The organism is Aminobacter sp. AP02 (assembly GCF_003148805.1).
Taxonomy (GTDB): domain Bacteria; phylum Pseudomonadota; class Alphaproteobacteria; order Rhizobiales; family Rhizobiaceae; genus Aminobacter.
The window spans coordinates 138,280-165,248 of record NZ_QGGX01000005.1 but is presented as its reverse complement, the minus strand read 5'-3'; the positions used below and the strand labels follow the sequence as shown (position 1 = coordinate 165,248).

The 26,969-nt window shown below is 63.9% G+C and carries 16 protein-coding genes; 6 read left to right on the top strand and 10 right to left on the bottom strand.

The annotated features are described in order from the left end of the window. Positions 1 to 104: 104 nt before the first annotated feature. The 3 genes from C8K44_RS08110 to C8K44_RS08100 all read right to left on the bottom strand — a co-directional run bounded on the left by C8K44_RS08110 (position 105) and on the right by C8K44_RS08100 (position 8,124). Positions 105 to 1,760 (bottom strand): ABC transporter substrate-binding protein, encoded by a 1,656-nt coding sequence (locus C8K44_RS08110; protein WP_109575263.1) that lies wholly within the window; start codon positions 1,758 to 1,760, stop codon positions 105 to 107. Positions 1,761 to 2,027: 267 nt separating this feature from the next. Continuing rightward, complete coding sequence (locus C8K44_RS08105; RefSeq protein ID WP_109575425.1) at positions 2,028 to 6,200, bottom strand: translocation/assembly module TamB domain-containing protein; 4,173 nt, start codon at positions 6,198 to 6,200, stop codon at positions 2,028 to 2,030. A gap of 4 nt (positions 6,201 to 6,204) precedes the next feature. After that, positions 6,205 to 8,124 (bottom strand): autotransporter assembly complex family protein, encoded by a 1,920-nt coding sequence (locus C8K44_RS08100; protein ID WP_245417419.1) that lies wholly within the window; start codon positions 8,122 to 8,124, stop codon positions 6,205 to 6,207. A 295-nt stretch (positions 8,125 to 8,419) separates the two neighbouring features. Between C8K44_RS08100 and C8K44_RS08095 the strand changes: the two genes are divergently transcribed. The 6 genes from C8K44_RS08095 to C8K44_RS08070 all read left to right on the top strand — a co-directional run bounded on the left by C8K44_RS08095 (position 8,420) and on the right by C8K44_RS08070 (position 20,236). Continuing rightward, positions 8,420 to 13,894, top strand: coding sequence for an alpha-2-macroglobulin family protein (locus tag C8K44_RS08095; RefSeq protein WP_109575261.1), 5,475 nt, complete (start codon positions 8,420 to 8,422; stop codon positions 13,892 to 13,894). A 175-nt stretch (positions 13,895 to 14,069) separates the two neighbouring features. Next, positions 14,070 to 16,169, top strand: a complete 2,100-nt coding sequence (gene pbpC / locus C8K44_RS08090; RefSeq protein WP_109575260.1) for a penicillin-binding protein 1C — start codon at positions 14,070 to 14,072, stop codon at positions 16,167 to 16,169. A gap of 234 nt (positions 16,170 to 16,403) precedes the next feature. After that, positions 16,404 to 17,432, top strand: coding sequence for a sulfate ABC transporter substrate-binding protein (locus tag C8K44_RS08085; protein WP_109575259.1), 1,029 nt, complete (start codon positions 16,404 to 16,406; stop codon positions 17,430 to 17,432). Between the two features lie 18 nt (positions 17,433 to 17,450). Continuing rightward, positions 17,451 to 18,302 carry a sulfate ABC transporter permease subunit CysT gene (gene cysT, locus C8K44_RS08080; protein ID WP_109575258.1) on the top strand — a complete coding sequence of 284 codons (852 nt, stop codon included), beginning with the start codon at positions 17,451 to 17,453 and terminating at the stop codon, positions 18,300 to 18,302. After that, positions 18,295 to 19,179, top strand: a complete 885-nt coding sequence (cysW, locus tag C8K44_RS08075; protein WP_109575257.1) for a sulfate ABC transporter permease subunit CysW — start codon at positions 18,295 to 18,297, stop codon at positions 19,177 to 19,179. The genes cysT and cysW overlap by 8 nt, the downstream gene beginning before the upstream one ends. 13 nt (positions 19,180 to 19,192) lie before the next feature. Beyond that, the gene (locus C8K44_RS08070) at positions 19,193 to 20,236 is read left to right on the top strand and encodes a sulfate/molybdate ABC transporter ATP-binding protein (RefSeq protein WP_109575256.1); all 1,044 of its coding nucleotides are present in this window, start codon (positions 19,193 to 19,195) and stop codon (positions 20,234 to 20,236) included. An 85-nt stretch (positions 20,237 to 20,321) separates the two neighbouring features. Here C8K44_RS08070 and C8K44_RS08065 read toward each other — a convergent pair whose 3' ends face one another. The 7 genes from C8K44_RS08065 to C8K44_RS08040 all read right to left on the bottom strand — a co-directional run bounded on the left by C8K44_RS08065 (position 20,322) and on the right by C8K44_RS08040 (position 26,873). After that, positions 20,322 to 21,251, bottom strand: coding sequence for a GGDEF domain-containing protein (locus C8K44_RS08065; protein WP_245417418.1), 930 nt, complete (start codon positions 21,249 to 21,251; stop codon positions 20,322 to 20,324). Beyond that, positions 21,235 to 21,729, bottom strand: coding sequence for a 7TM diverse intracellular signaling domain-containing protein (locus C8K44_RS27895; RefSeq protein WP_245417417.1), 495 nt, complete (start codon positions 21,727 to 21,729; stop codon positions 21,235 to 21,237). The genes C8K44_RS08065 and C8K44_RS27895 overlap by 17 nt, the downstream gene beginning before the upstream one ends. A 583-nt stretch (positions 21,730 to 22,312) precedes the next feature. Continuing rightward, positions 22,313 to 22,759 carry a universal stress protein gene (locus C8K44_RS08060; RefSeq protein ID WP_109575255.1) on the bottom strand — a complete coding sequence of 149 codons (447 nt, stop codon included), beginning with the start codon at positions 22,757 to 22,759 and terminating at the stop codon, positions 22,313 to 22,315. 90 nt (positions 22,760 to 22,849) lie between these two features. Then, positions 22,850 to 24,022 (bottom strand): Gfo/Idh/MocA family oxidoreductase, encoded by a 1,173-nt coding sequence (locus C8K44_RS08055; protein WP_109575254.1) that lies wholly within the window; start codon positions 24,020 to 24,022, stop codon positions 22,850 to 22,852. A gap of 150 nt (positions 24,023 to 24,172) precedes the next feature. Then, positions 24,173 to 25,231: a sugar phosphate isomerase/epimerase gene (locus C8K44_RS08050; protein ID WP_109575253.1), complete on the bottom strand. Its 1,059-nt coding sequence runs from the start codon at positions 25,229 to 25,231 to the stop codon at positions 24,173 to 24,175. A gap of 88 nt (positions 25,232 to 25,319) precedes the next feature. Beyond that, entirely contained in the window at positions 25,320 to 25,577 is a 258-nt protein-coding gene (locus C8K44_RS08045) for a DUF2087 domain-containing protein (RefSeq protein WP_109575252.1), read from the bottom strand. Positions 25,578 to 25,580: 3 nt separating this feature from the next. Then, a complete protein-coding gene (locus C8K44_RS08040; protein WP_109575251.1) occupies positions 25,581 to 26,873 on the bottom strand; it encodes an amidase in 1,293 nt (430 codons plus the stop codon). Between the last annotated feature and the right edge of the window lie 96 nt (positions 26,874 to 26,969).

Here is a 26,969-nt window from a genome sequence, read left to right as displayed (position 1 = left end):
TGGCGTCCCCTGCCTTTGTGGGTTTGGGGTCCGTGGTGGCGATCAACCCTATTGCGGAAGGCGGAAGGGGCGAACCTCGCCCCTCCCCGTTTGGAGGCTCAGGCTCACGCCTCCTTGAGCCAAACCTTGCCGTAGTCGTGTTCGAAGGTCGGGTGCATGCCGCCGCCTTGCACGGCCTCGACCGAGTGGTTGTAGAGCTTGCGCCAGTAAGGCTGGATGATGATGCCGGAATCCTGCAGGATCTGCTCGATGTCCTTCATCATTTCCTTGCGCTTTTCGACGTCCGCAACCGCAAGCGCCGCGTTGAGCTTCTTGTCCCATTCCGGGTTGGACCAGGCGCTTTCGTTCCATGCCTCGCCGGTACGATAGGCCAGCGCCAGAACCTGCACGCCAAGCGGACGCATGTTCCAGTTGGTCATCGAGAACGGGTACTTGGTCCAGTCGTTCCAGAAGGTCGAGCCCGGCAGCACGGTGCGCTTGACCTTGATGCCGGCCTCGCGCAGCTGGGCCGCGATGGCGTCGCCGGTGTTCTTGTGCCAGTCCTCGTCGACAGTGATCAGCTCATGTTCGAAATCGGCCTGGCCAGCCTCGGCCATCATCGCCTTGGCGGCGGCGATATCGCGAACCTGCTTGGGCAGTTCGAAATATTCCGGATGGATCGGCGCGACGTGGTGGTTTTCGGCCGGCGTGCCGGCATTGCCGTAACCGAGCTGGAGCACGACCGCATTGTCGACGGCCTTGTGCAAGGCCTGACGGACCTTCTGGTCGTCATAAGGCTTGTTGGCGACGTTGGTGCGCGCAACGATGGTCGCGGCGGTGACGACTTCCGACTTCACCAGGCCGAGGCCGTCGAGGATCGAGACGTAGTCGGCGGAGGTCTCGAAATTGGTGTGGACCTCGTTGGCCTCGAAGGCGCTGACCATCGCGGCCGGATCGGTGCCGTAGTCGATGAGTTCGACGCCGTCGAGATAGACCTCGCCGTTCCACCACTTGTTGTCTTCGCGGCGCTTGTAGACCACCTTCTGCCCGACGTCGTAGGAAACGAGTTCGAACGGGCCGGTGCCGATCGGGCAGGCCTTGAAGTCGCCGCCCTTCTCGTCGAAGGACTTGTGCACGATCAGGCCGGGATAGTCGGTCAGGTTCGGGATGATGGCGATATCGGACGATGTCAGCTTGAGCTTGATCGTCATGTCATCGACTTTTTCGACCGAGCCTTCGCGCAGCTTGCCGGTCTTTTCGTCCATCAGCGAGCCAAGGCGGCCAGGCATCGAATTGCCCTCGGCGCTCTTGTCGCCCCAACGGGTGAAGTTGAAGATCACGTCGTCGGCATTGAACGGGTCGCCGTTGCTCCAGGTCACGCCGGGACGGACGTGCAGGACATACTCTGTCGCGTCGTCATTCACTTCCCAGCTGGCAAGCAGATACGGTTCGAAGGTGTATTTGTCGGTGTATTTGACCAGCGGCTCGATGGCCTGGCGCTGTGCATTTGCGATTTCGGACCAGTCCGCCTTGCGCGGATCCTTGGGATCCTTGATCCATTGCGCGACTTTCAGCACGCCGCCCTTGGTAGGCGTTTCCTGCGCCAGTGCCTCGGTCGGCATGGCAAGGCCAATCATGCCGTAGGCCATGGCAGCGGAAGCGCCGAAGGTCGTCGCCATCGCGAGAAATTCGCGACGGTCCATCTTGCCGTCGACGACAGCACTCGCCAGCTCACGGATGTGGCCGGGAACAAGATCTGAGTTGCTCTTGTAGAATGTCATTTCCGTCTCCCATTGAAGTGGCCTGTAACGTTACCATTCCGCATCCATTTCCCGTTGTCAAAACGGTTGGACGTCGTGTTCCCGGAACCAAGTCTGCAATTTTGAGGGGGGAGCAGTTCGCGCGATAGCGACAAAGTTGGCGCAAAAATGGTAATGCGCGCCGGATTCATCGGAATCTTCGTCGTTGCTAATTTACTCTTGTTCCCACAATCGGCGACAGTGCCACGACACTTCGCCGATGATGTCAGGACCGGCCGTCAGCCGGTATCAGTATTCACGCTCGTAGAAGATGCCGCCCTTGGCTTCGCCCGCGTCGGTGGCCTGACCGCGCAGCTTGATGCCGCGTCCGACATTGAGGTCGATCGTAGCCTTGCCCGACCCCGGCTTGTCGCCCGCTTCGAGCGACAAATAGGTGCGGTCGTTCAGATACTTGCCGACAGCAATCGAAGTGTCGCCCTGGTCGTTCGTCCTGATGTCGAGATCATCGACGCCGAGCGTGGAGCGCAGGCTCGACAACAGCGAAGTCGAGCCGCCGATGCCGGCCATCTGGGCAGCCGCTTCGGCCAACTGGGCGATCTGCAAAGGCGATAGGTTCGACATCGAACGGCCAAAGATCAGCCGCGCCAGCACTTCGTCTTCAGGCAGGGCGGGCACCGAAGAGAAGGAAAATTTCGGGTTGTTGGCCTCACCGGTGACGGTGATGGTGACGGTCGCGTCGCCGGCGGTGGTCTCGGCGGCGAAATTGATCGTCGGCACCAGCGAACCGGAGAATCCGACCGAACCCCTGGTGAAGTTAAGCCGCTTGCCCAGGATGGAAAGCCGGCCACGCTTGAGCGTGAACTCGCCAACGGCCTGTGGAGCGGCGGACGAACCTGACAGGCGCAGCGTGCCGCCGAGTTCGGCGTCAAGGCCACGGCCCTGGACGAATATCTGGCTGGGCGCGTTGATCGTGACGTCGAGCGTCAGCGCTCCTGTACCGCCGCTGGCCTGGGTCGGCGGCCGCATCGCCTCTTGCTGCGCCACGACGGCCTTGGGAGCGTTCTTGTGCTTGACGTCGACGGCGGTCAGCGAACCCGGGAATTTTTCGGGAATGCTGATGACCGTACGAGCGAGATTGATGGTGCCTGAAAGCACCGGTGCCTTCGTCAACGGGCCCTTGATGGCGATGTCGCCTCCGAGATTGGCCGTGACAACGCGGCCGTCGGTGTAGCGGCCATCGGTGAGCTTGACGGTGATATCCGCCGGGAAGCCCGTGGCGGCATCGGTGCCGACCGTACCGCTGGCCGTAAGCTGGCCGCCGGTTGACAGCGACCCGGTGAGCCGGTTGATGCGAGCAACGCCTGCGGCGATACCGACGTCGAGATTGATGTCGTTGATGGCAATGCCCGACTGCGCCATCAAAAGCCGCGCGCCGGATGCACGCACGCTGCCGCCGATGACCGGCGACGTGGCGGGGCCTCGCACCTGGACATTGACGTCGGCGGAGCCGGTCAGCGCCATGCCCTGGGCCGCGAGCGTGCGGGTGAGGAAGGAAAACGGCACCGGTCCGGCGAAGTTGAGATCGAGTGTTACAGGTGCATTGGTAACGACAGTGCCACCGCCCCTGAGCGCCAGGCCCGATCCGTCACCGATCGTCGACTGGAAGGTGAGCCTGCCGCCGTCAAAGGTACCGGTGGAACCAATTTTCATGGGGCCGAAACCGGCGCCCGTGGTCTGCGTGGTCGCAGCACCGGAAACATTAAGATCGTAGCCAACAGTCGGGTTCGCAGCAGCACCCGAGACCTTGACCGTGCCGGAGATCGAGCCGGCAGCACCAAGACCGGGCGAGAACGAATTGGCGAGCGATGCCGGAACATTAGCAAGCGTCGCATTGAGGTTGAGGGCCGAACCGGCGGTGCCGGAAATGGTTGCGGTGCCGCCGCCGAGGTTCAGCGCCAGACGGTCAAGCGTCGTTGTGCCGCCAGCGATCGAAACCGTGGTTGGCCGGGCAAGGGCAGCACGAATGCCGCGCATCGTCGCCTCGCCAGAGGCAAGCTCTATGGTCGTCACACCGCCCGCCAGCTTGACGCGGCCGGCAGCCTTCGCCGGAATGTCGGCGACGGTTGCGCCGCCGGAGAAACCGGTCCACTCACCGTCGCGCTTGAGGTCGACAGCGATGCCCGAGATGACAGTCTTGCCCGAGGTCACCGACTTGGCCTTGATCGTGCCCGAAATTGCCGGCGCCTTGAGGTAGTTCAGGATGTCGGCGTTGATCGCAACGTCATTGGCGGCGAGGTCGCCGCGCTTGAGCGACGCCGTATTCGCGTTCACGGTTACCTGAGGGATGTCGCCGCTGCGGGTGAAGTTGATCTTGCCGCGCACATCGCCTTCGGCGGTCTCAAGTGCCAATGCCGCGATGGGGCCGATGTCGGGCATGTCGATGGTGATCGTGCCGAGCGGCACGAAACCCTGGTCGAGGACAAGGTCGCCCGAAAGCTTGTTTTGGCCGAGCGACAGCGACAGACCCTTGATCTCGCGCTTTCCATCTGCGGTGCGCAGCACGGCATTGCCCTGCAGCGGCTGGCCCGCGACGTTGCCGGTGAGCGCGATATTGGCTGCCGGATTGGCCGGATCGACCTTGCCCGTTGCCGTCAAGTTGAGCCCGGTAATCTCGCGCGCAGCCGCTTCGATACGGTCGCTGGTGACTGTAAGCGACACGTCGGGTGCCGTGCGCGCGCCCTTCGCGGTGAGCGCGAAATCGATGGCGCCCTTGGCCTGCTTGGACAGCAGCGAGACGTCGGCGAAGGAGCCCTTGAGATCGGCGTCGATCTCGGTGCCCTTCACACGCGCGGTGCCTTGCGCCTTCAGCGCGCCCGAGGTGAGTTCGATGGCATTGGCGGCGAACGCGCCTTCGGCGTCACGACTTGCGGTCGCCGAAAACTGCGTCCGCTCAGCCAGTGCAATGCGAACCCCAGCCGGCAGCGCGCTGGATACGACGTCAGCCTTGAGCCCGAGTTCCAGCGCAAGATCCGCAAGATTTAGCTTGGCGTTCATCTGGCCGTTGAGGGCATCGCTGCGGATAGTACCTTCGTCGACGACGATTTGGGTCTTGCTGATCGACCCGGCCATGTCGACGGAGACGCGCCCGGCAACCAGCGGTGCCAGAGTGGCGACATCGGTCTTGAGTTCGGCCACCCCCAGCTTGATCGCGACCGGGCCGCTGCGCCCGGCGATGTCGAAGGCATCCGAATGGGCGGATGCCACGATGTCGCGCAGTTCCGAGTTGCCGGCGATGATGGAGACCAGCGATGCGCTGAAATCGATGGCCGGGGCCTTGCCGTCGCCAAGTGCGCGCAGGCTGGCCGCATTGATGGCCACCGTCACCGGCTGGGCGTCGCTGCCGAGGCTGAGCACGATGGGCGCGCCGTTGGCCTTGACCTCGAGCGACAGGTCGGCGGCACCTGCGGGGTCGAGCGAACCGGCTGCGGCCGCAGTCAAGGCGCTGCTTGCAACAGTAGCGCGCTCGATGTCGACCCCACCCGTGGTCGTGCGGGTGCCGGCGATGTCGAAGGTGGTGCTGCCGGCGAGCAGAGGCTTGAGCATCGCTGGAACAAAATCTTCGAACGCGCCGTCGCCCTTGGCGGAAATGACGTTGCCCTGGTCGGTCAACTGGTGCGTGCCGGAGATACGGGTGACGACCTTGCCGTCAACCGCGAAGGTACCCGTGCCGCTCCAGTTGGCGGCGGGCCCTTCGCCCGACACCACCAGTTCGACAGCCGGCTGGTTGGGCAGCTTCAGGATATTGGCGATGATGCCGCCCGCAGGCTCGGCTGCGCGGATGTTGAGCGCGATGCGATTGTCCGCCGGCGCAAAGGCGATGTCGGCGTCGACAACGCCTTCCTTGCCGTCGCTGCGCGAGATGTTGAGCTTGGTTTCGATCCCGAGCGGCAAACGGTCGGCGCGCACCATGCCCTTGGCGGCCAGTTCGGCAATGCCCGTGCCGGCTAGCGCCTCGCCAAGCGCGATTTCAGGCAGGTCTATTTGTTTGATGTCGACCGAGACGGGCAACGACAACCCACCGCTGCTGGCCTGCTTCTTGGTGCCCCCGGCAGGCAGGCGCGCGACCTCGATGCGCTCGACCGCAATCTTGTCGGCTCGGAACGTGCGCGAAAGAAGCGCCAAGGGCGACCAGTCGACCGAAACGCCGCGCAAGGCGAGCCAGGCACCCTGACGGTCTTCGATCACCACATTGTCGAGCCTGAGGTTGCCCGACCAGATGCCGTTCAACCCGCTCAATCTGATCTTCTGGTCGTCGGTCGAGGCAACGCTGGAAATTAGTCCAGCGAGATTTTCACGACCCTTGGCGGTCAGCGTGAAAACCGCCGCGGCACCAACGACAAAGGCCAGCACGACGAGGATCGCGATGCGGAGAATGCGCAGGATTTTCTTCAACATAGCCATCGAGTCAGAACGCCTGGCCGACGCCGGCATAGATGCCGTAGTTGGGGTCGTCGGGCCCGGGATTGAGCGGCACCGCCACATCGACGCGCAACGGGCCGAACGGCGTGAGGTAGCGGACGCCGATGCCGGCACCCACGCGCACGGTGGAGAAATCGGGGAACTGCTTGGCCGAGACGGTACCGGCATCGACGAAGGGCACGATACCGATCTTGTCGTTGAGGGCATAGCGGATCTCGACCGAGGTCTCGGCATAGGACAGACCGCCCGTCGGCTGGCCGTCCAGGTGCGGACCGATGCCCTGATAGGCATAGCCGCGCACCGATCCGCCGCCGCCTGCGTAGAAGCGCCGGTCGGCGGGAACTTCTTCCAGGCTAGCACCGAGGATCGACCCGATCGCCGCGCGGCCCGCGAGTATGAAGCGGTTGTTGGCACCGAGCCCGTAATAGGTCGACCCCTCGCCCCTGAGCTTGACGAAGGCGTTGCTGTTCAGGGCATCGTAGGTCGGCTCGGCATAAGCGAGCGCGCGAAAGCCACGCGTCGGGTTCAGCTTGTCGTCGCGGTTGTCAAAGGCATATTGCAGTGGCGTCGAGACCAGCAGATAGCGCTGGCCGTCGGGATTGAGCGCATCCTCGATGTCGGCATATTCAACCACCAACTCGGCCGACAAGGACTGCTCCTTGGTGAGCTCATAAGAGACACCTGCGTTGCCCTTGACCGAAAAGATGTCATAGGCATCGGGATGTTCGTATGACACCTTGGCGCCGGAGAAGAATTTCGACGCTGGCCCGATGACGCCGGGTTTTTCGAACATGATGCCGGCATTGTAGTTGAGCTTGTCCAGTTGCATCGTGTCGCCGATGCGGCCGATCGATCCGCCTATGCGCAGCTTTTCTGCGCGTCCAAACAGGTTGCGATGGCCCCAATAGCCCTCAACGCCCATGCCTTCGGTGGTTGAATAGCTGGCGCCGGCGCCGAAATAGCGCATCTTGCGCTCGCTGACGCGGACATCGATCGGGATCTCGCCGGATGGGTCGAGCGCAAGGGCCTCGTTGATCGACACCGAGCTGAACACATCGAGGGCCAGCAGACGGCTACGGGCGTCGTCGATCTCCTTGGGCGAATACCGGCGGCCGCGCTCAAGCCCGGTCATGTAGACGGTGAAGTCGCGATCGACGGCCTGGGTGCCCTCGACTGTCGTTGCGCCATATCCGGCAATCGGGCCGGCGGCAACGTCGAGGGTAACGTCGAGCGTGGTGGTGGAGTGGTCGGCGACGATGGTACGGCTCGTCACCTTGGCAAGCGGCCTGCCCTCTTCCTTAAGCGCGCGCACGATCTGGGCTTCCGCCTTCAAGATCGCGTCGGAGCTGGCGTTGCCCCCTGCTATCAGACCGAAATCGGCGCCCCTGATGTCGGCGGCATCGCCCTTGAGCACGACATCGCCAAGGGTGAACATCGAACCGGGCTCGATGGTCACAGTCACAGGAATCGGCTGCGGGCCGTTGAAGACCGCATCGGGTGCGAGGTCGTCGAGCGACTTGCCGGCAATGGCGATCTTGACCACGCCGTCATACCGCGCCTTGGAAAACAGTGCCGCAACCAGTCGCTCGCGGTCATTGCGTGCCTTGGCAAGCAGGCCGAGGGACCCGGAGACCGGACGGTCTTCCTCGCCCTTCAGCAACGAGGCCTTTTCGAGTGCCTCGCGCAAATCGTCGTCGGCGCCGACGACCTCGAAGGTGACGGCATAATCGAGCGGATCGACGATGTCGGCGTCTTCCTCGTCGGCCGAGCCCCAAAGCCTGATTCCGAAGATTTCGAAGGCAGATGCCTTGTGCGTTTCAACGGCCAGGACGGTGGTCGACAACAGCACAGCAAACGCCGCGCGCGAAAGCGCGCGGGCGGTCGTTGATCTGTCGAATCCACGCATACGCCGCACAAACATCAAGCCAAGGTAACTCCCAATCCTAAAATTGGAATGAAGTTTCTGGCTTTTCGTAAAGCAGCCACATTCGATATGTCAGAATTCCTTGGGCGAATGAATGACATCCGTGGCAGGGATTCGGGTGCTTTCATCAGGGCGGTCCGCATGGTTGGGCAATACCATGCACAGCGTCCAAGACAAGTATTAAGGTGCAGGTTTAGCCTGTAAGCTTGCCGTGTTGATTGTGCGGCGGCAATTTTCAAGATGTCGCTTCAAGCGACGACACGGCTGTTGGAGGGACATGAATATGCGTGCGGCTCGGGTTTTTCCGGTATTCGTTCTTCTCTTTTTGGCCTTGGTATCAGGCGCTGCGGCAGTCGAAGCACGCCGCGTGGTGACCGCCGAAAACAGCGATTACTTCGGTTTCGACCTGCGTTCGGAGCAGAATGTGACGCTCGACCAGTGCCAGACATCTTGCCTGGGTGACACGTCCTGCCGCGCCTTCACCTACAACACCAAGGCGAAATGGTGCTTCCTCAAGTCCGATTTCGCCCTCATCAAGCCATTCGCTGGCGCTGTCGGTGGCAAGGTCGTGCCGGTCAATGGCGAGCCCGACATCGGCGCGCCGGCCGAACTGTCGTTCTTCCCAGCCTCGATGGCCGACGAAGCGCGCCAGTACCGCCGGGCGCTGACCAACGGCTCGGTGGTCGTCGGCGGCCAGGGCCTCGCCGCGCTGACCGACGGCGGCGACAATGCGATGCTCCAGGGCGATCCGCGCACTGCGATGCAGAAATTCCGCGCCGCGGTCGCCATCTTGCCCGACGATGCGGCGATCTGGACGCGCCTGGCGCGTGCCACGCTTGGCGTCCAGCCGATCAATGGCGAGGAAACCGCATCCTTGCAGCGCGACGCGACCTCGACCGCCTACAACGCCTACCTTTTGTCGCGCAACGCAAAGAACCGCGCCGAGCTTCTGTCGCTGCTTGCCGCGGGCCTTGACGGCCGCGACATGTTCCGGCCCTCGCTCCAGGCCTATGAGGCGAGCCTCGCGCTCGACAATTCGGCCTCCGTGCGTGCCACATACGAAGACCTGAAGGCCCGGAAAGGCTTCCGCGTCGTCGAGCACACCATCGACGCCGACACCACTTCGCCACGCGTTTGCGCCCAGTTCTCCGAACAGCTGGTCAAATCGGGCGTGGATTATGCGCCTTTCGTCACCATCGACGACGCAGCACCCAAGAGTGTCGAGGCCAAGGACAAGCAGATCTGCGTCGAGGGGCTCGAGCACGGCCAGCATTACCGTGTGAACTTCCGCTCCGGCCTGCCTGCGGCCATTGGCGAGGTGCTGACCGCGCCCGTCGTGCTCAGCGTCTATGTCCAGGATCGTGCGCAATCGGCTCGCTTCACCGGCGACAGCTTCGTTCTGCCTTCCTCCGCCCGCCGCGGCATTCCTGTCGTCACCGTCAACATGGAAGCGGCCGACATGAAGCTCTACCGCGTCGGCGACCGTTCGCTGGCGCAGCTTTTGTCGGGCTACCAGTTCCTGCGCCAGCTCGACGGCTATGACGTCTCCAACATCGCCGACCAGATGGGCGAGCCGGTGTGGACAGGCCAGCTTGCGATCGTAAACGAGCTCAACAAGGAAGTGACGACCTCCTTCCCGGTCGATGAAGCGCTGCCTAACCGCAAGCCCGGCGTCTATGTGCTGACTGCCCAGCCGGTCGATGACAAGAGTGACACCTGGACGACCAAGGCGACACAATGGTTCGTGGTCTCCGACATCGGACTGTCGACCTATACCGGCCAGGACGGGCTTAACGTTTTCGCCCGCTCGCTCGGCTCGGCCAAGCCGATCACTGATGCCGAACTGACGTTGCTTGCCCGCAACAACGAGATCCTGGGCACCGGCAAGACCGACGCCGATGGCCGCGCCACCTTCACTCCAGGCCTGACCCGAGGCGAAGGTGGCCTGGCGCCGGCCGTGCTGATGGCAAAGCAGGGCGACGCCGATTTCGTCTTCCTCGACATGACCCGTGCCGGCTTCGACCTGTCCGACCGCGGCGTCACCGGCCGCGCGGCACCTGGCGCGCTCGACGTCTACGCCTGGACCGAACGCGGCATCTACCGCGTCGGCGAAACGGTGCATGCGGCAGCCCTTGCCCGCGACGACGCCGCCAAGGGCGTCGACAATCTGCCATTGACCTTCATCTTCACCAGGCCCGACGGCGTCGAGGACCGACGCATCGTCAGCCAGGGCGGCAATTCAGGCGGCCACGCCGTCGACCTTGCGCTGTCGACCTCCGCCATGCGCGGCACCTGGACGCTTGCCATCCACACCGACCCCAAGCAGCCGGCCGTCGCCAACCAGATGTTCCTGGTCGAGGATTTTATCCCCGACCGCATCGAGTTCACCCTGACCGCCAACCGCAACGAGATCGCGGCCGGTGAAACCGCCGAGGCCACCGTCGACGGTCGCTTCCTCTATGGTGCGCCCGCTGCCGGCTTGGCGCTCGAAGGCGAAGTGACGCTGTCGACCAAGCGCGAATGGGACGCCTTCAAGGGGTACTATTTCGGCCTCGCCGACGAGCAGGAAGGCGAAGCCACCCGCATTCCGCTGACCGACCTGCCCGTGGTCGGTGATGACGGCAAGGCGACCTTCGCCGTTTCGGTCGACCAATTGCCGTCGACGACCCGCCTGGTCAATGCGGCACTCACCGTACGCATGCGCGAAACCGGCGGACGCGCGGTCGAAGAAAGGGTAGACATCGGCATCCGCCCGCAAGCAACCATGATCGGCATCCGCCCCGACTTCTCGGGCGAGGAAGTGCCACAGGGCGGCACCGCCAAGTTCAGCCTGATCGCAGCCGAGCCCGGCGGCAAGCGTACGGCCCTCGCCGGCGCCCAATGGTCGCTGGTCAAGGTCGAGCGCAACTATCAATGGTACCGCTCGGGCAATAGCTGGAACTACGAGCCGGTGACCTTCACCAAGTCGGTGGCAACGGGTCAGGTCGACCTCACCGCCGAAAGCGAAGCCACCGTTTCGCTGCCCGTCGACTGGGGCCGCTACCGGCTTGAGGTCGAGACAGCCGATCCTGCCGGCCCCGCAACCAGCTACGAGTTCGACGCCGGCTGGTATGTCTCGGCGACTTCGACCGAAACGCCCGATGGGCTGGAAGTCGCGCTCGACAAGGAAAGCTACAAGGCCGGCGAAGTGGCAAAACTCCAGGTTTCGCCACGCTTTGCCGGCGAGCTTCTCGTCACCGTCGGCGCTGAAAAGCTGCTTAAGACCGTTACATCAAGCATTCCCGAGGGCGGTGCCACCGTCGACATCCCCGTCGGCGAGGACTGGGGTGCGGGCGCTTATGTCACCGCCACGCTCTATCGCCCGGGCGAAGCGCAGGAATCGCGCATGCCGGCCCGTGCCATCGGCCTGAAATGGCTGGCCGTTGACCCGGCCGACAAGAAGCTCGATGTCGCTCTGACGCTTCCGGAGAAGACCGAACCGCGCAAGGCACTGTCGATCCCGGTCGCGGTAACGGGCGCCGCGGCAGGCGAAAAGGCCTATGTGACGGTTGCCGCGGTCGATGTCGGCATCCTCAACCTGACCAACTACAAGGCACCGGACCCCGAAGGCTGGTATTTCGGCCAGCGCATGCTCGGGCTCGAACTGCGCGACCTCTACGGCCGCCTGATCGACGGCTCGCTGGGCGCCATGGGCAAGCTGCGCACCGGCGGTGACGGCGCGGCCATGACCTCTCAGGGAAGCCCGCCCAAGGAAAAGCTTGTCGCCTTCTTCTCGGGCATCGTCGAACTCGACGCTGACGGCAAGACGACCGTCGAATTCGACATCCCTCAGTTCAACGGCACCGTCCGCGTGATGAGCGTGGCCTGGACCAAGGCTGCGGTCGGCCATGCCACCGGCGACGTGATCGTGCGCGATCCGATCGTGCTGACGGCTGGCATGCCGCGCTTCATGGCACCGGGTGACTTCGCCGAGATGACGCTCGACATCACCAGTACCGACGCCCCGGCTGGCGACTACACTTTCGTCCTGGAAACGACTGGCGACCTGTCGACGGGCGATGCCCCCCTGCCCGAAAAGGTGACGCTGGAGCCGGGCAAGCGGCAGACGCTTTCGATCCCGCTCATGCCGCTGACGGCCGGAACCGCCGGGCTGACCATACGACTTGCCAACGCCGAAGGGCTTGAAGTCGAGCAGGAACTGTCGCTGCCGGTGCGCCCGGGCCAGTTGCCGGTGACGACCCGCATGGTCGTCGACCTCAAGCCTGCCGCCTCGCTGCGCGTCGACAAGGAGCTGCTGGCCGCAAGCCTGCTCGACGATGCCCATGTCAGTGTCGGCGTGTCGCTGGCCTCCGCCTTCGACGTGCCTTCAATGTTGATGACGCTCTACCGCTACCCCTATGGCTGCGCCGAGCAGACAACCAGCCGGGCGCTGCCGCTGCTTTATGTCAGCGAACTCAGCGCCGAGAACGGCATGGCCGACGATCCCGACTTGCGCGAGCGCATCCAGGGCGCGATCTACCGCGTGCTCAACTACCAGTCGTCTTCGGGCAGCTTCGGGCTATGGTCGCCCGGTTCCGGCGACCTGTGGCTCGACGCCTATGTCACGGACTTCCTGACCAGGGCGCGCGAAAAGAACTTCGACGTGCCGACCCAGGCGATGATGCAGGCTCTCAACAACCTGCAGAACGCGATCGGCTACGATGTCGACGTTGAGGATCGTGGCTCGGAAATCGCATATGCGCTGTACGTGCTGGCGCGCAACAAGAAGGCCTCGGTCGGCGATTTGCGCTACTTCGCCGACACCAAACTCGAAGCGTTCTCCAGCCCCATGGCAGTGGCACAGCTGGGTGCCAGCCTGGCCCTTTACGGCGACGGGCAGCGCTCCGAAAACCTCTTCGGTGCCGCCTTCCAGCTTGCCAAGGCAAATCCCGAGCACAACTGGTACCGTTCGGACTACGGCTCGCGCCTGCGCGATGGAGCCGCCATGTTGGCTTTGGCCGCCGAAAGCAAGCCATTGCCTTCGGTCGTGCCGGCTCTGGTCAAGATGGTGGCGGCCGACCGCGCTTCGGCAAAGTGGATGAGCACCCAGGATGACGCCTGGATGCTGCTTGCCGCACGTGCGCTGAAGGCCGGCAACGAGGCGATTTCGCTTGACGTCAATGGGGCCGCGCACAACGGCGCGTATTCCGAACGCGTCGATGGCGCCGATCTGCTGATCAACCCGATCGTCATCGCCAATAAGGGCAAGGATGCGCTTCAGGCTGTCGTGACGACGGTCGCGGCCCCGGCACAGCCCTTGCCTGCCGGCGGCGATGGCTTCGAAATCAACCGCACCTACTATCATCTCGACGGTAGCGAGGCGAACGTCACGGAGGTGCAGCAGAACGAGCGCTTTGTCGTCGTGCTCAAGATCAACGAGCTCAACGACTGGGCCTCGCGGGTGCTGGTTTCCGACATGCTGCCGGCCGGCTTCGAGATCGACAATCCCGGGCTGGTCAACAGCGCCAACCTGTCGAACTTCTCGTGGCTGGAGCAGACGGAAGCCGCGCATCTCGAATTCCGCAACGACCGCTTCGTCGCCGCCATGGACAGCGGCGAAGGCTCCGACCAGGAGTTCACGCTCGCCTATGTCGTGCGCGCCGTGACGCCGGGTACCTACGCGCACCCGGCAGCCAATGTCGAAGACATGTATCGCCCGCAATACTCGGCGCGGACGGCCACCGGCATGATGGAGGTGAAGGAGGCGCAGTAGCATGTCTGCTTTCTACCCAGCAGCGACTTTCCTGGCAGGCTCGGCGCTGCCCCTCATCCGCCTGCCGGCACCTTCTCCCCGTGAACGGGGAGAAGGAACAAGCGTCGGCGTTGCGGCCAGCCTCCTTCTCCCCGTCCTAACGGGGAGAAGGTCCGGCAGGGGATGAGGGGCAGCGATGCGCCCAACCGGAAAGACACTGCGTAGACTGCTGCTGGCCGGCGCCGTAACGACCGGCCTTGCCGCCCTCGCCTTCGGCGGGCTGTTCGCGCTCGACCGCGCCTACCCACCACCGTTGCCCGAAAAACTCACCGTCTCCGCCGAGGTGCTCGACCGCGACGGTCAGCTGCTGCGTGCCTATGCGGCGCCGTCGGGCCATTGGCGGCTCGGTGTCAGCCTCGACCAGGTCGATCCGCAATTGGTGAAAATGCTGGTTGCCTACGAGGACAAGCGCTTCTGGGAACATGAGGGTGTCGATGTGCTGGCGTTGGGACGCGCGGCCCAGCAATTTGTCGCCAATGGCCGCATCGTCTCGGGCGGCTCGACGCTATCGATGCAGCTGGCGCGGCTGATCGAGCCGCGGAGCGAGCGCAGTCTTGGCTCCAAGCTCAGACAACTCGCCCGCGCGCTTCAGATCGAGCGGCGGCTGACAAAGCGCGAAATCCTCGAGCGTTACCTGACGCTGGCGCCCTATGGCGGCAATCTCGAAGGCGTGCGCGCCGCTTCGCTTGCCTATTTCGGCAAGGAGCCGAAGCGCCTGACCGTGTCGGAGGCAGCCCTTCTGGTCGCGCTGCCGCAATTGCCGGAACGGCGCCGGCCGGATCGCAACTCCGCAAATGCCCGGGCCGCGCGCGACCGTGTGCTCGAGCGCATGGTGACTGCGGGCTTGCTCGGTGAAAACGAGGCCGCGCGCGCCGCACTCGAAGACGTTTCCGCCATGCGCCTGGCGCTGCCGACACTTGCGCCGCATGCCTCGGATGCAGCGCTGCGCAGCCAGCCTGGCGTCGTCAGCCACCAGCTGACCTTGCGCAAGAGCGTGCAGGAAGGGCTGGAAGTGGTGGCGCGCGAGGCGGCCATCCGGCTCGGCCCCAAGATTTCGGTCGCCATGGTTCTGGCCGACGCGATGACCGGCGAAATCTTGGGCGAAGTCGGTTCGGCCAACTTCTTCGACGCCTCGCGTTCGGGCTGGATCGACATGACCAGGACGGTGCGTTCGCCCGGCTCGACGCTGAAACCCTTCATCTATGGGCTCGCTTTCGAGCAGGGCCTGGTGGCGCAGGAAACGCTGATCGAGGACCGACCGGCCGATTTCGCCGGCTATCGGCCCAAGAATTTCGACATGAGCTACCAGGGCGACGTGTCGGTACGCCAGGCACTGCAGCTGTCGCTCAACGTGCCCACGATCCGGCTTCTCGACGCTGTCGGGCCGCAGCGGCTGACCGCGCGCTTTCGCCAGGCCGGCGTGACGCCGCAATTGCCTGCGAACGAAGTGCCGGGACTCGCCATAGGACTGGGTGGCGTCGGCGTCACCCTGCGCGATCTCGTCCAGCTCTACACCGGGCTCGCCAATGGCGGCCGCGCCAAGATTCTCCGCGATGGGACGGAGGCAAGCACGCCTGCCCCGCTCGCCAACGGCATGATCCTCGAGGAACAGGCAGCCTGGCAGATCGGCGACATTCTATCCGGCGTCCGGCCGCCGGAGGGTGCCGCCAAACGCGCCATCGCCTACAAGACGGGCACCTCCTATGGTTACCGCGACGCCTGGTCGATCGGTTACGATGGCCGCTACGTGCTGGGCGTCTGGGCCGGGCGGCCGGATGCCGGTGCCGTGCCTGGCCTGTCGGGCTATGTCTCCGCGGCCCCGATCCTGTTCGAGGCCTTTTCGCGTTCCGGTGTGCCGGCCATCGCCCTGCCGCGCCCGCCTGCCGGAACGCTGCGCACTGCCCGCGCCGACCTGCCCGTGACGCTCGAGCGCTTCTCCACCTCAACCGGGCTGCCCGCGGTCACGGCCGCCGTCACTGAACCCGCGCCGCGGATCGTCTTCCCGCCCGACGGCGCGCGCGTCGAACTGGGCGCCGCGTCCGCTGGCGCCTCGCCGCTGGTGCTCAAGCTGCAGGGCGGTCGCGCGCCGTTCCGCTGGCTTGCCAACGGCAAGCCGCTTACGTCGATCGCCCGCCGTCGCGAAGCGACCTGGCAGCCCGACGGCACCGGCTTCTCGACGCTGACCGTCATCGACGCCGCGGGACGCGCGGCGAGTGTGAAGGTTTTCGTCGAGTAGGCTTCCCATGCCCCCTCTTGCCGCAACCTCCTCGCTCCCCTACTTCTGATTGCCGGTGTCTTCGGTGCGAAACGACGCAGAAGTGACTGCCGGACTTTTTGAGCGAGCAAAAAAATTTCCGGCGCGCGCGCAGCTTGGCCGTATTTTGCCCATGAGCGGCTAAATACGAAACGTTCAGTGCATCTAATTTCTACCAGTTCGATAGAGTAGAACCATATTCGAACGGAGGCGGAAATGACCACTTCACGCAGATCGATACTGTTTTCGGCGCTCCTGGCCGGCGCGGTCCAACTCGGTGGCCTGGGCTTTGCCTTTGCCGATACGACGCTCCTCAACGTGTCCTACGACCCGACCCGCGAACTATACAAGGACTACAACGAAGCCTTCGCCAAGCACTGGAAGGCCGAGAGCGGCGAGACGGTGACGATCCAGCAGTCGCATGGCGGCTCGGGCAAGCAGGCGCGTGCGGTGATCGACGGTCTCGACGCCGACGTCGTCACGCTGGCGCTCGAAAGCGACATCACCGCGATCGTCGAAAAGTCGAAGAAGATCAATCCAGACTGGCGCTCCCGGCTGCCAAACAACGCTTCCCCCTACACTTCGACCATCATCTTCCTGGTGCGCAAGGGCAACCCCAAGGGCATCAACGACTGGGGCGACCTGGTCAAGGACGGCGTCCAGGTGATCACGCCGAACCCGAAGACATCGGGTGGCGCACGCTGGAACTATCTCGCCGCCTGGGCCTGGGCCAACGGCCAGTTTGGCGGCGATGAAACCAAGATCAAGGAATACATCGCCAATCTCTTCACCCATGTGCCGATCCTCGACACCGGCGCACGCGGCTCGACCGTGACCTTCGCCGAACGTGAGCAGGGCGACGTCCTGCTGGCCTGGGAAAACGAGGCCTATCTGGCGCTCGACGAGTTCGGCGCGGAAAAATTCGACATCGTCTTCCCCCCGCAGTCGATCCTGGCCGAACCGCCGGTGGCGGTGGTTGACGCCAATGTCGACGCCAAGGGCAGCCGCAAGGTGGCCGAAGCCTACCTGAACTACCTCTATTCGGCGGAAGGCCAGACCATCGCCGCGAAGCATCACTACCGTCCTTCCAAGCCTGAACTTGTACCGGCCGCTGACCTGCAGCAGCAGCATCAGCTGAAGCTGGTGTCCATCGACGACCCGATTTTCGGCGGCTGGGCAAAGGCGCAGCCCTACCACTTCGGAGATGGTGGTATATTCGACCAGATCTACAAGCCGGCCCAGTAAGGCAAAGACCAGGACGACATGACCACAACACCCGCCTTTGCGGGGTGGCGGTTCAGACAGCCGAGCGTCATTCCGGGTTTCGGATTGACGCTCGGCTTCTCGCTTGCCTACCTCACGCTCATCATCCTGATCCCGCTTTCGGGGCTTGTGTGGCGTTCGGCCTCGCTCGGCTGGACCGATTTCCTGGCCATCGCCACAGACCGCCGCACCTTGAAGGCGCTCGAGATCAGCTTCGGCACCGCCTTCATCGCAGCCGCCATCAACGTCGTGTTCGGCACCGTCGTTGCCTGGGTGCTGGTGCGCTACCGCTTTCCCGGCCGCCGCGTCATCGACGCCATGGTCGACCTGCCCTTCGCCCTGCCGACGGCGGTCGCCGGCATCGCCTTGACCACGCTGTATTCGCCCAAAGGCTGGATGGGCGCGCTTTTGGCCCCGCTCGGCATCAAGGTCGCCTACACGCCCTTGGGCATCGTCATCGCGCTGATCTTCATCGGCCTGCCCTTTGTCGTGCGCACCGTCCAGCCGATCATCGAAGAGATCGACAAGGAGGTCGAGGAAGCCGCCGCAACGCTTGGCGCCAACCGTTTCCAGACCATCACCAAGGTGCTGTTTCCCGGCCTCGCCCCGGCCGTCATCACCGGCTTTGCGCTGGCGTTCGCGCGCGGCGTCGGCGAATACGGCTCGGTCATCTTCATCGCCGGCAACCTGCCCTACGTCTCCGAGATCGCGCCGCTTTTGATCGTCATCAGGCTCGAGGAATACGACTACGCCGCCGCAACCGCGATCGCCACGATCATGCTGGCGCTGTCGTTCCTGATGCTGCTCGTCATCAACCTCATCCAGTCGCGGACCCGCAAACGTTATGGCTGATCCCGAGCTCTACCCCGCCGACGCCTATCACCAACACGCCTCGCTCGCCGTCACCGAGCGGCCTTTGGCGCGCGCAGCACTGATGGCACTCGCCTTCGCCTTCCTCGCCATCTTCTTGCTGCTGCCGCTGGTGGTGGTGTTCGAGCAGGCGTTCTCACGCGGCATCGCCCCCTTCTTGAGCGCCATCAACGACCCCGACACCATCGCCGCGATCAGGCTGACGCTTCTGGTCGCGGTCATCTCGGTGCCGCTCAACCTGGTCTTCGGCGTTGCCGCCGCCTGGGCCATCGCCAAGTTCGAGTTCAAGGGCAAGGCCTTCCTCACCACCTTGATCGACCTGCCGTTTTCGGTGTCGCCGGTGATTTCGGGCCTGGTCTATGTCTTGCTGTTCGGCGCCTCGAGCCTGCTTGGGCCCTGGCTCAAGATGCACGGCATCGTCATTTTGTTTGCCGTGCCCGGCATCGTGCTCGCCACCGTCTTCGTCACCTTCCCCTTCGTTGCGCGCGAGCTGATCCCCTTGATGCAGGAACAAGGCACCGGCGACGAGGAGGCGGCCCTTTCGCTCGGCGCCAATGGCTGGCAGACCTTTTGGCATGTGACCTTGCCCAACATCAAATGGGGCCTGCTCTACGGCGTCTTGCTGTGCAATGCCCGCGCCATGGGCGAGTTCGGCGCTGTCTCGGTGGTGTCGGGCCATATCAGGGGGCTGACCAACACCATGCCGCTGCATGTCGAGATCCTCTACAACGAATACAATGCCGTCGCAGCCTTTGCCGTGGCATCCGTGCTCGCCGGCCTCGCGCTTGTGACGCTTGTGCTCAAAACCCTTCTCGAGCTCCGCTACGGTGCCGAGATCGCCGCCACGCGCGGACACTGACAGAGGTCGACTGATGGAAGTTCGCGTTTCAAATGTGCGCAAGGAATTCGACCGCTTTCCCGCGTTGCGCGATGTCTCGCTCGACATCAGGTCGGGCGAGCTGATTGCGCTGCTCGGGCCCTCGGGCTCGGGCAAGACCACGCTGTTGCGCCTCATCGCAGGCCTCGAAAGGCCAACCCGCGGCACCATCTTCTTCGGCGACGAGGATGCCTCCAACCGCACCATCCAGCAGCGCAATGTCGGCTTCGTGTTCCAGCATTACGCTTTGTTCCGCCACATGACGGTCGCCGACAATATCGGCTTCGGCCTCAAGGTCAGGCCGGCGGCCAAGCGCCCGACCAGGGCCGAGATCCGCGCCCGCGCCTCCGAACTGCTCGACCTTGTCCAGTTGTCGGGGCTGGAAAAGCGCTACCCGGCGCAATTGTCGGGCGGCCAGCGCCAGCGTGTGGCGCTTGCCCGCGCCATGGCGATCGAGCCCAAGGTGCTTCTGCTCGACGAGCCCTTCGGCGCGCTCGACGCCCAGGTCAGGCGCGAGCTGCGCCGCTGGCTGCGCGAGATCCACGACGCCACCGGCCACACCACCATCTTCGTCACCCACGACCAGGAAGAGGCGCTCGAACTCGCCGACCGCGTGGTGGTGATGAGCCAGGGCCGCATCGAGCAGATCGGCACCGCCGACGAGGTCTACGACACGCCCAACTCGCCCTTCGTCTACGGCTTCATCGGCGAATCCAGTTCGCTGCCGGTCAAGGTCGAGGACGGCCAGGTCTGGATATCGGACCGGCCGATCGGGCTTTCAACGCCCGACCTCGGCGATGGCGAAGCCACGCTCTACTTCCGCCCCCACGACATCGAACTCCTCGACGACTGCAATGGCTGCATCGCCGGAACCCTCGCCGCAAGCCGCCGCGTCGCAGGAACCAGACGCGTCGAACTCGAAATCGGCGGCGCAAGGGAACGCGTCGAAATCGAGCTGCCTGTCGGCCACCCCGCCGCCCAGAAAAGCCGGGTGGCGTTCAGGCCGAAGCGTTGGAAGTTGTTTCCGAAGGAAGGGTGATCAGTCGGCCTCATGGCCGACAACGGCACGGGTCGTCTGCAAACTAGGCATCATCGCAGACCAGCTAAACCAGGCTGAAAGCAGATCAAGACAGATGGCGGCCAGGGCCAGATCGGCCCCTCGAACAAAGCGCCAAAGTATCAAAGACCGGATCCGCATCAGGCTTCGATGCTTGCATCAATGCAATCTTGGTTCGATTACGGCCGGCAAGTTCGGCGTTGTAAAGCAGTCTGTCGGCTCGTTCGTACAGCTCTGCGAACCGCGCATCAGCATTTGACGACGCTTCCGTCATGCCCATGCTGGCGGTCACGGGTCGCCCAAGGCCTGGAATGGCATTGGCGACAATGGCGGGGGTCGCCTGCCGCCGACGCTCCGCCTGGGCCTGAGCATTTTCGCCGCGCACAAGCAGCACGAATTCCTCTCCGCCGAGGCGGAAGGCATGAACCTGAGGATCCGCCTGGAGCGCTGCGGCCACGGCTTTCAGCACGGCATCGCCGACCGCGTGGCCGTGAACATCATTGATTGCCTTGAAGTGGTCCAGGTCGAGAACGGCAAGCGTTCGGTAGCCCTCGGCGCGGTACTTCTCGAAGTTCTGCTCGATTGCCCGCCGGTTGAGCAATCCTGTCAGTGCGTCGCGTTCGGACAGGCGCTCAAGCACGTCAGCTTCGAAGCGTGCGCTGTCTCGCTGGCGCTTGATCGTCATGAAGCGGTCCGCCACGCCGAGCGTGGTGAACAAGACTTCGCACACGCAACCCACATAAAACAGCAGCATGGCATCGTGGCTCTCCAACCGGGAACCACACCAGTGACCAGCCGTATCAATCCGGCCAGGATCACAGGCATGTAGCCGACCGCCTGGAACTTGGCGGCCCGGCTTGCACGCCGCAGTGCGTCGACAACCGACAAAATGAAGATGACGACCACCGGGGCAAAGGCAGCGGTGTAAAGCGTCGACTGGACAGAGCGTCCGACGAACGGAAACGCCGCGTGCGACGTGCTCAGAAGCATTGCCCATGCGGCGCACCAGAGCGCGCCCGCCGCAGGAGCGGATGCAAGCGGCCTGGTTTGATGAAGCTGTGAGTAAACATCGCCCCGGAAGCGACCGTAAAGTCGAAAATCACCGTCGTCATCCAGCTCAACGTCATCGCTGGTGGATCGAAGAGAACGACCGCGAGACCCGAAGAGACCAGGATGGTCATCAGCAAGGAGAGGGTGAGGATGGAATGCCAAAGCACGAACGGCTCGCGCAGGATCCGGTAGAAGGCCGCGTTGAAGATGAGCGGCATGGACAGCATTCCGGCAAGGAGGGCCAGAAGAAGCAGCGACCGCAGATCATCTGGGCCCAGAGCGATGTCCGACGGCGCCAGATAGGCCCTTTCCAGCGTCATCTGGTGGCTCGGCAAATCGAGCGCGACGACGACCTGGAGGGTGTCGCGGGTTACCTCAGGCAGAGCGGCCTTGAAATACCCGCCGCGCAGAGCGAAGCTCAGCACCAGCGTCGCAGCGCTTTTGGGAGGTCATTCCAGAACATTGCTCGTCGCTATACGCCAAGCATGGAGATGCGGTTATCGAGCTCCAAGTCGGTGGCGTTCCGCAAAACAGACAACAACGCCCCGTCATGCCTGATTGCGGTACAAGACTTCGTTCAAGCGAGATCTTCTTCGGTGATCTCGCATTGACATTCCGCTGGTCGACAAGTCGCTCGTTCCCAGGCAATTCCACCGGCACAACGTGCCCTACAATGGCGACGAACCTGTCGGGACGATGATCATCAACAAGCGCGAGCGTTTTCTCTACTATGTCGAAACCCCCGGCCGGGCGGACGCTACGGCATCGCCGTCGGGCGCGACGGCGCGCGGTGGACCGGGCGAGGCAATCGTCGGACGCAGGGCCAAGTGGCCGACCTGGACGCCAACCGCCAACATGCGGCGACGCAACCCCAATCTGCCTCAGCATGTGCCGGGCGGGCCGCAGAATCCGCTCGGGGCGCGCGCGCTCTACCTCTGCCGCGATGGCCGCGACACGCTACCGACGCCCTCCCTTCCCTTGGAGGGAGGGCCAAAGATGCCATGCCGATCAGCGGACGACGAGGACGGGCGTTTTGGCGTACTGGACAACTTTGGCGGTCTGGCTACCGAGCAGCAACCGGCCAACCCCACGACGGCCATGAGAGGCCATGACGATCAGGTCGCAGCCAAGCTCCTGACCCTGTTCGACAATGGCATCCGCGGCCGAATCGGCGGTAACCTGAACGAGTTCGGGGGCGATGCCAATCTTGTCGGCGGTTTGCTTGGCTGCCGCCAAAACCGTGTCGGCAAATTCCTTCTGGCTGGCATCGTAGCGGCGGATGTCATTGTCTCCTGCCACCCACCCCGTCACTGTCGTGGCCTGCAACGGGTATGGCTTGGTTACGATGACGACTGTTGCCTTGCTTCCGACGCTCTTGGCAAGCTGGAGGCCATGCTCGACCCCCTTTTGGGCAATGATCGAACCGTCGGTCGCGATAAGAACGTGGCTGTACATCCAATTTCCCTTTCTCTTTACGTCAGGGAAAGTTTAGCACGCAACGATTGCAAGGTTTTGACTTAAGTCAAACAACGACGCGCCTGCCAACTAAAGTTTGGTCCAGGCGGCGTTTTTCTTTGACGAACGCACGCAGGCTTCGACGAATGCTACGCCCTCGACCCCGTCCTGCACCGTGGGATAGATGACGTCCCTGGCAGGCTTTCCGCCTTTCCTGCGCGCCGCACGGATCGCCCGCGCCGCCTCCTGGTAGATGTTGGCGAAACCTTCGAGATAACCTTCGGGGTGACCGGACGGCACGCGTGTCACCCGTGCCGCGGCAGCGCCCGCACCGACGCCACCGCGGGTGATCAGCTGCTTTGGCTGGCCGAAGGGTGTGTACCAGAGATAGTTCGGATCGGCCTGAACCCATTCGATGCCGCCCTTGGATCCATAGACACGCAGCTTGAGCCCGTTCTCATGACCGGGCGCTACCTGGCTTGCCCAGATCATGCCCTTGGCGCCGCCCTTGAAGCGCAGCATGACATTGACATTGTCGTCGAGAAGGCGGCCGGGCACGAATGCATCGAGATCGGCGGAGAGGCTGTCGAGTTCCAGCCCGGTGACGAAGCGGGCGAGATTGTAGGCATGCGTGCCGATGTCGCCGGTCGCACCGCCAACACCCGATTGCTTGGGATCAGCCCGCCATGACGCCTGCTTCTGGCCGGTGGCGGCGAGATCTTCGGTCAGCCAGTCCTGCGGGTATTCAGCCTGCACCACGCGGATATCGCCCAACAGGCCCTTGGAGACCATCTCGCGGGCCTGCCGGATCATCGGATAGCCGGTGTAATTGTGGGTGAGGACGAAGACCTTGCCGGTCTTGTCGACAAGTGCGGCGAGCTTCTTTGCCTCGGCAAGCGTCCCCGTCAGCGGCTTGTCGCAGATGACGTGGATGCCGGCTTCGAGGAATGCCTTCGCAGCAGGGAAATGGACGTTGTTGGGCGTGACGATCGCCACCGCCTCGATGCCGTCAGGGCGTTTTGCCTCGGCCTTGGCCATCTCGGCAAACGAGGTGTAGCTGCGCTCGGGATCGAGGCCGATTTCGGCAGCCGAGGCTCTGGCCCGCTCCGGGTTGGACGACAGCGCACCGGCCACCAGCTGGAAATCCCCGTCCATGCGCGCGGCGATGCGGTGGACGCCGCCAATGAAGGCGCCTTGGCCACCGCCCACCATGCCGTAGCGGATCGGGCCCTTGCCGCTTTCCGATTTCGATGCACCGACCATGCCTCAGTCCTCCCTTGATAAGTTGCCCCCTCACCCGGCCTCCGCTTCGCTCGGCTGGCCTCTCCCCGAGGGGAGAGGAAGTCTGAAGCGGCTCCTCTTCTCCCCAACGGGGAGAAGGTGGCCGCGAAGTGGTCGGATCAGGGGGAGTTCCTACTCGATCCCCATCATCGCCCTGAGCATCGCCCGGTCGCTCGTCCCGCCGGCGAAATCGTCGAACGCCTTGTCGGTCACCCGGATGATGTGGCTTTCGATGAAGGGCGCGCCTTCGGCAGCACCGTCTTCGGGGTGCTTGAGGCAGCATTCCCACTCCAGCACCGCCCAGCTGTCATAGCCATGCTGCGCCAGCCGGGAGAAAATGCCGGAAAAGTCGACCTGGCCGTCGCCGAGCGAGCGGAAGCGGCCGGCACGGCCGAGCCAGCCTTGATAGCCGGAATAGACGCCCTGGCGTCCGCTCGGATTGAACTCGGCATCCTTGACGTGAAATGCCTTGATACGCTCGTGATAGATGTCGATGAAGGCGAGATAGTCGAGCTGCTGCAAAAGGAAATGCGACGGGTCGTAATTGATGTTGCAGCGCTTGTGGCCACCCACAGCATCAAGGAACATCTCGAAGGTGGCGCCGTCGAAGGCGTCCTCGCCCGGATGCAGCTCGAAGCAAAGGTCGACGCCGGCCTCGTCATAGGCGTCGAGGATCGGCATCCAGCGCTTGCCGAGTTCGGCGAATGCCTCCTCGATCAGGCCGGCCGGCCGCTGCGGCCAAGGATAGAGATAGGGAAAGGCCAGAGCGCCGGTGAAGGAAACGCAGGCCTTGAGGCCGAGATTTTGCGACGCCTTGGCAGCCAGCTTCATCTGCTCGACCGCCCATTGCTGGCGCGCCTTGGGATTGCCATGCAGGGCCGCCGGCGCGAAGGCGTCGAACTGCGCGTCATAAGCGGGATGGACGGCGACAAGCTGGCCTTGCAGATGGGTCGACAGTTCGGTGATCTCGACGCCAGAGTCAGTGCAGGTGCCCTTGATCTCGTCGCAATAGGTTTTCGACGTTGCCGCCGTCTCCAGATCGAACAGGCGCCTGTCGGGCGTGGGGATCTGGACGCCCTTGTAGCCGAGACCTGCCGCCCACGATGTAATCGATTTCAGAGAATTGAATGGCGCCGCGTCGCCCGCGAACTGAGCGAGGAAGATCGCGGGCCCCTTCATTGTCGACGGCATCAGATTTTCTCCTCGTACGATTCCGCTCGGCCACGGGCCTTTGTTAAGTGATCACTATTTGAGCCGGCTCTGCAAGTGCCCAGAAAGCCTAAGAAGTCGGCGCGGGCGCCCAATAGCGCCCAACGCGCGCATCGCGCTGCAATCGCCCGCTTTCGACCAGTTCACGCCGCAAAAGCGCCCAGTCGCCGAAACTGTGGTGCCGCTTGAGGATGTCGTTGACCTCCCTTTCGGCGTAGTCACGGCCTGCCTCGAACTTGGTGGCCAGGAAGTCGAGCACAAGCGTCTTGTCAGCGGCCCTGGATGGCCAGCGCGTGACAACGCCATCTTCGCTTATGAGCCCGCTCATGGTTTAACCCCGCAGCATCGCCTCCACCGCAAGCCCTGCAGCGAGCAGGCGGCGGTCGTGGCCGTGACGCGCGACCAGTGAAAGCCCTGCTGGCCGCGCCATGTCGGGCATCGGCAGCGACAAGGCGGTGAGGTCGAACTGGTTGGCAACCTGGGTGTTGCGCAACAACAGGCCTTCTACACGGTCGGCGTGCGCGCCGTCGGCCAGCATCTCGGAAATCGGCTGCGCGGTGATAGGCGTCGTCGGCATGACGATGAAGTCAAAGGCCGAGAGACGCGCATCCATTTCGGCGACAAGCTGCCTGCGCCGGTTCATGGTGTGGATGTAGCTGACGGCGGGGACCTGCATCGCCCGCCCCAGCGCGCCGCTGACATTGGGGTCGATGGGCGTGGAAGCACCGTTGGCGAGCCAGTCGGCATGGATCGCAGCCCCCTCGATCGAGGCGATCGATCCGGAGCGCGTTGCCGCGCGAAACTCGGACAGCAGGTCGTCGACGAAGCATTCGGCAACGGTCGCCCCCGCAGCCGCGAGTTGTCTCAGGGCGCGGTCGAAAGCCGTGGCGACCCCCGCTTCTAACCCGTCGAACAGGCGGCCGCGCGGCACGGCAATGCGCAAGCCTGACAGCGACAGCGGCGATAGCGTGGAAAACTCCTGGCCCGCCATGACCGCATCGGCGGCGATGCACTGCGCGACCGTCTTGGCAAGCGGGCCAATGGAATCGAGCGACGGCGACAGCGGAAATGCGCCGTCGAGCGGGATGCGCCGCGCCGTCGGCTTGAAGCCGACAATGCCGTTGAGCGCGGCGGGCACGCGCACCGACCCGCCGGTATCCGAACCGATCGATGCATCCGAGGTGCCTTCGGCGGCCGAAACACCGGCCCCCGACGACGAGCCGCCGGGGATGAGTGACGCGTCGGCAGCATTGCCTGGCGTTCCGTAATGCGGGTTGAGCCCGAGCGCTGTGAAGGCGAACTCGGTCATGTGGGTCTTGCCGATGATCACAGCCCCTGCCCGGCGCAGGCGACGAACGATGATCGCATCCTGCGCCGCTGGTTCGGCATCGCGCCGCAGCACCGAACCGGCCAAGGTCGGTTCGCCGGCGACGTCGAACAGGTCCTTGATCGAGACGATCATGCCGTCGAGCGGCCCGAGCGACAGCCCTGCCCTCGTCCTGGCATCGGCGGCATCTGCCCCACCCCGCGCGGCATCGACATAGAGTTTGGCAAAGACCCGCTCATCCCCGGCGCGCGCGTCGAGCCGCTCCAGGATCGCTTCGAGCCTGTCTCTGGTCCTCATGCACTCCCCCTCGCCGTAGCGACAACAATCATCGCAGCGACTGTTATCACGGCGTGGCCTCATGCAACACGGTTGCCGACTGCTTCAAACACTTTA

What these genes read in the sequence shown, in the direction of transcription:
- C8K44_RS08110 (WP_109575263.1), bottom strand. Translation starts at nt 1,760, where the DNA reads ATGACATTCTACAAGAGCAACTCAGATCTTGTTCCCGGCCACATCCGT.
- C8K44_RS08105 (WP_109575425.1), bottom strand. Translation starts at nt 6,200, where the DNA reads ATGGCTATGTTGAAGAAAATCCTGCGCATTCTCCGCATCGCGATCCTC.
- C8K44_RS08100 (WP_245417419.1), bottom strand. Translation starts at nt 8,124, where the DNA reads ATGCGTGGATTCGACAGATCAACGACCGCCCGCGCGCTTTCGCGCGCG.
- C8K44_RS08095 (WP_109575261.1), top strand. Translation starts at nt 8,420, where the DNA reads ATGAATATGCGTGCGGCTCGGGTTTTTCCGGTATTCGTTCTTCTCTTT.
- pbpC (WP_109575260.1), top strand. Translation starts at nt 14,070, where the DNA reads ATGCGCCCAACCGGAAAGACACTGCGTAGACTGCTGCTGGCCGGCGCC.
- C8K44_RS08085 (WP_109575259.1), top strand. Translation starts at nt 16,404, where the DNA reads ATGACCACTTCACGCAGATCGATACTGTTTTCGGCGCTCCTGGCCGGC.
- cysT (WP_109575258.1), top strand. Translation starts at nt 17,451, where the DNA reads ATGACCACAACACCCGCCTTTGCGGGGTGGCGGTTCAGACAGCCGAGC.
- cysW (WP_109575257.1), top strand. Translation starts at nt 18,295, where the DNA reads ATGGCTGATCCCGAGCTCTACCCCGCCGACGCCTATCACCAACACGCC.
- C8K44_RS08070 (WP_109575256.1), top strand. Translation starts at nt 19,193, where the DNA reads ATGGAAGTTCGCGTTTCAAATGTGCGCAAGGAATTCGACCGCTTTCCC.
- C8K44_RS08065 (WP_245417418.1), bottom strand. Translation starts at nt 21,251, where the DNA reads ATGGGCAATGCTTCTGAGCACGTCGCACGCGGCGTTTCCGTTCGTCGG.
- C8K44_RS08060 (WP_109575255.1), bottom strand. Translation starts at nt 22,759, where the DNA reads ATGTACAGCCACGTTCTTATCGCGACCGACGGTTCGATCATTGCCCAA.
- C8K44_RS08055 (WP_109575254.1), bottom strand. Translation starts at nt 24,022, where the DNA reads ATGGTCGGTGCATCGAAATCGGAAAGCGGCAAGGGCCCGATCCGCTAC.
- C8K44_RS08050 (WP_109575253.1), bottom strand. Translation starts at nt 25,231, where the DNA reads ATGCCGTCGACAATGAAGGGGCCCGCGATCTTCCTCGCTCAGTTCGCG.
- C8K44_RS08045 (WP_109575252.1), bottom strand. Translation starts at nt 25,577, where the DNA reads ATGAGCGGGCTCATAAGCGAAGATGGCGTTGTCACGCGCTGGCCATCC.
- C8K44_RS08040 (WP_109575251.1), bottom strand. Translation starts at nt 26,873, where the DNA reads ATGAGGACCAGAGACAGGCTCGAAGCGATCCTGGAGCGGCTCGACGCG.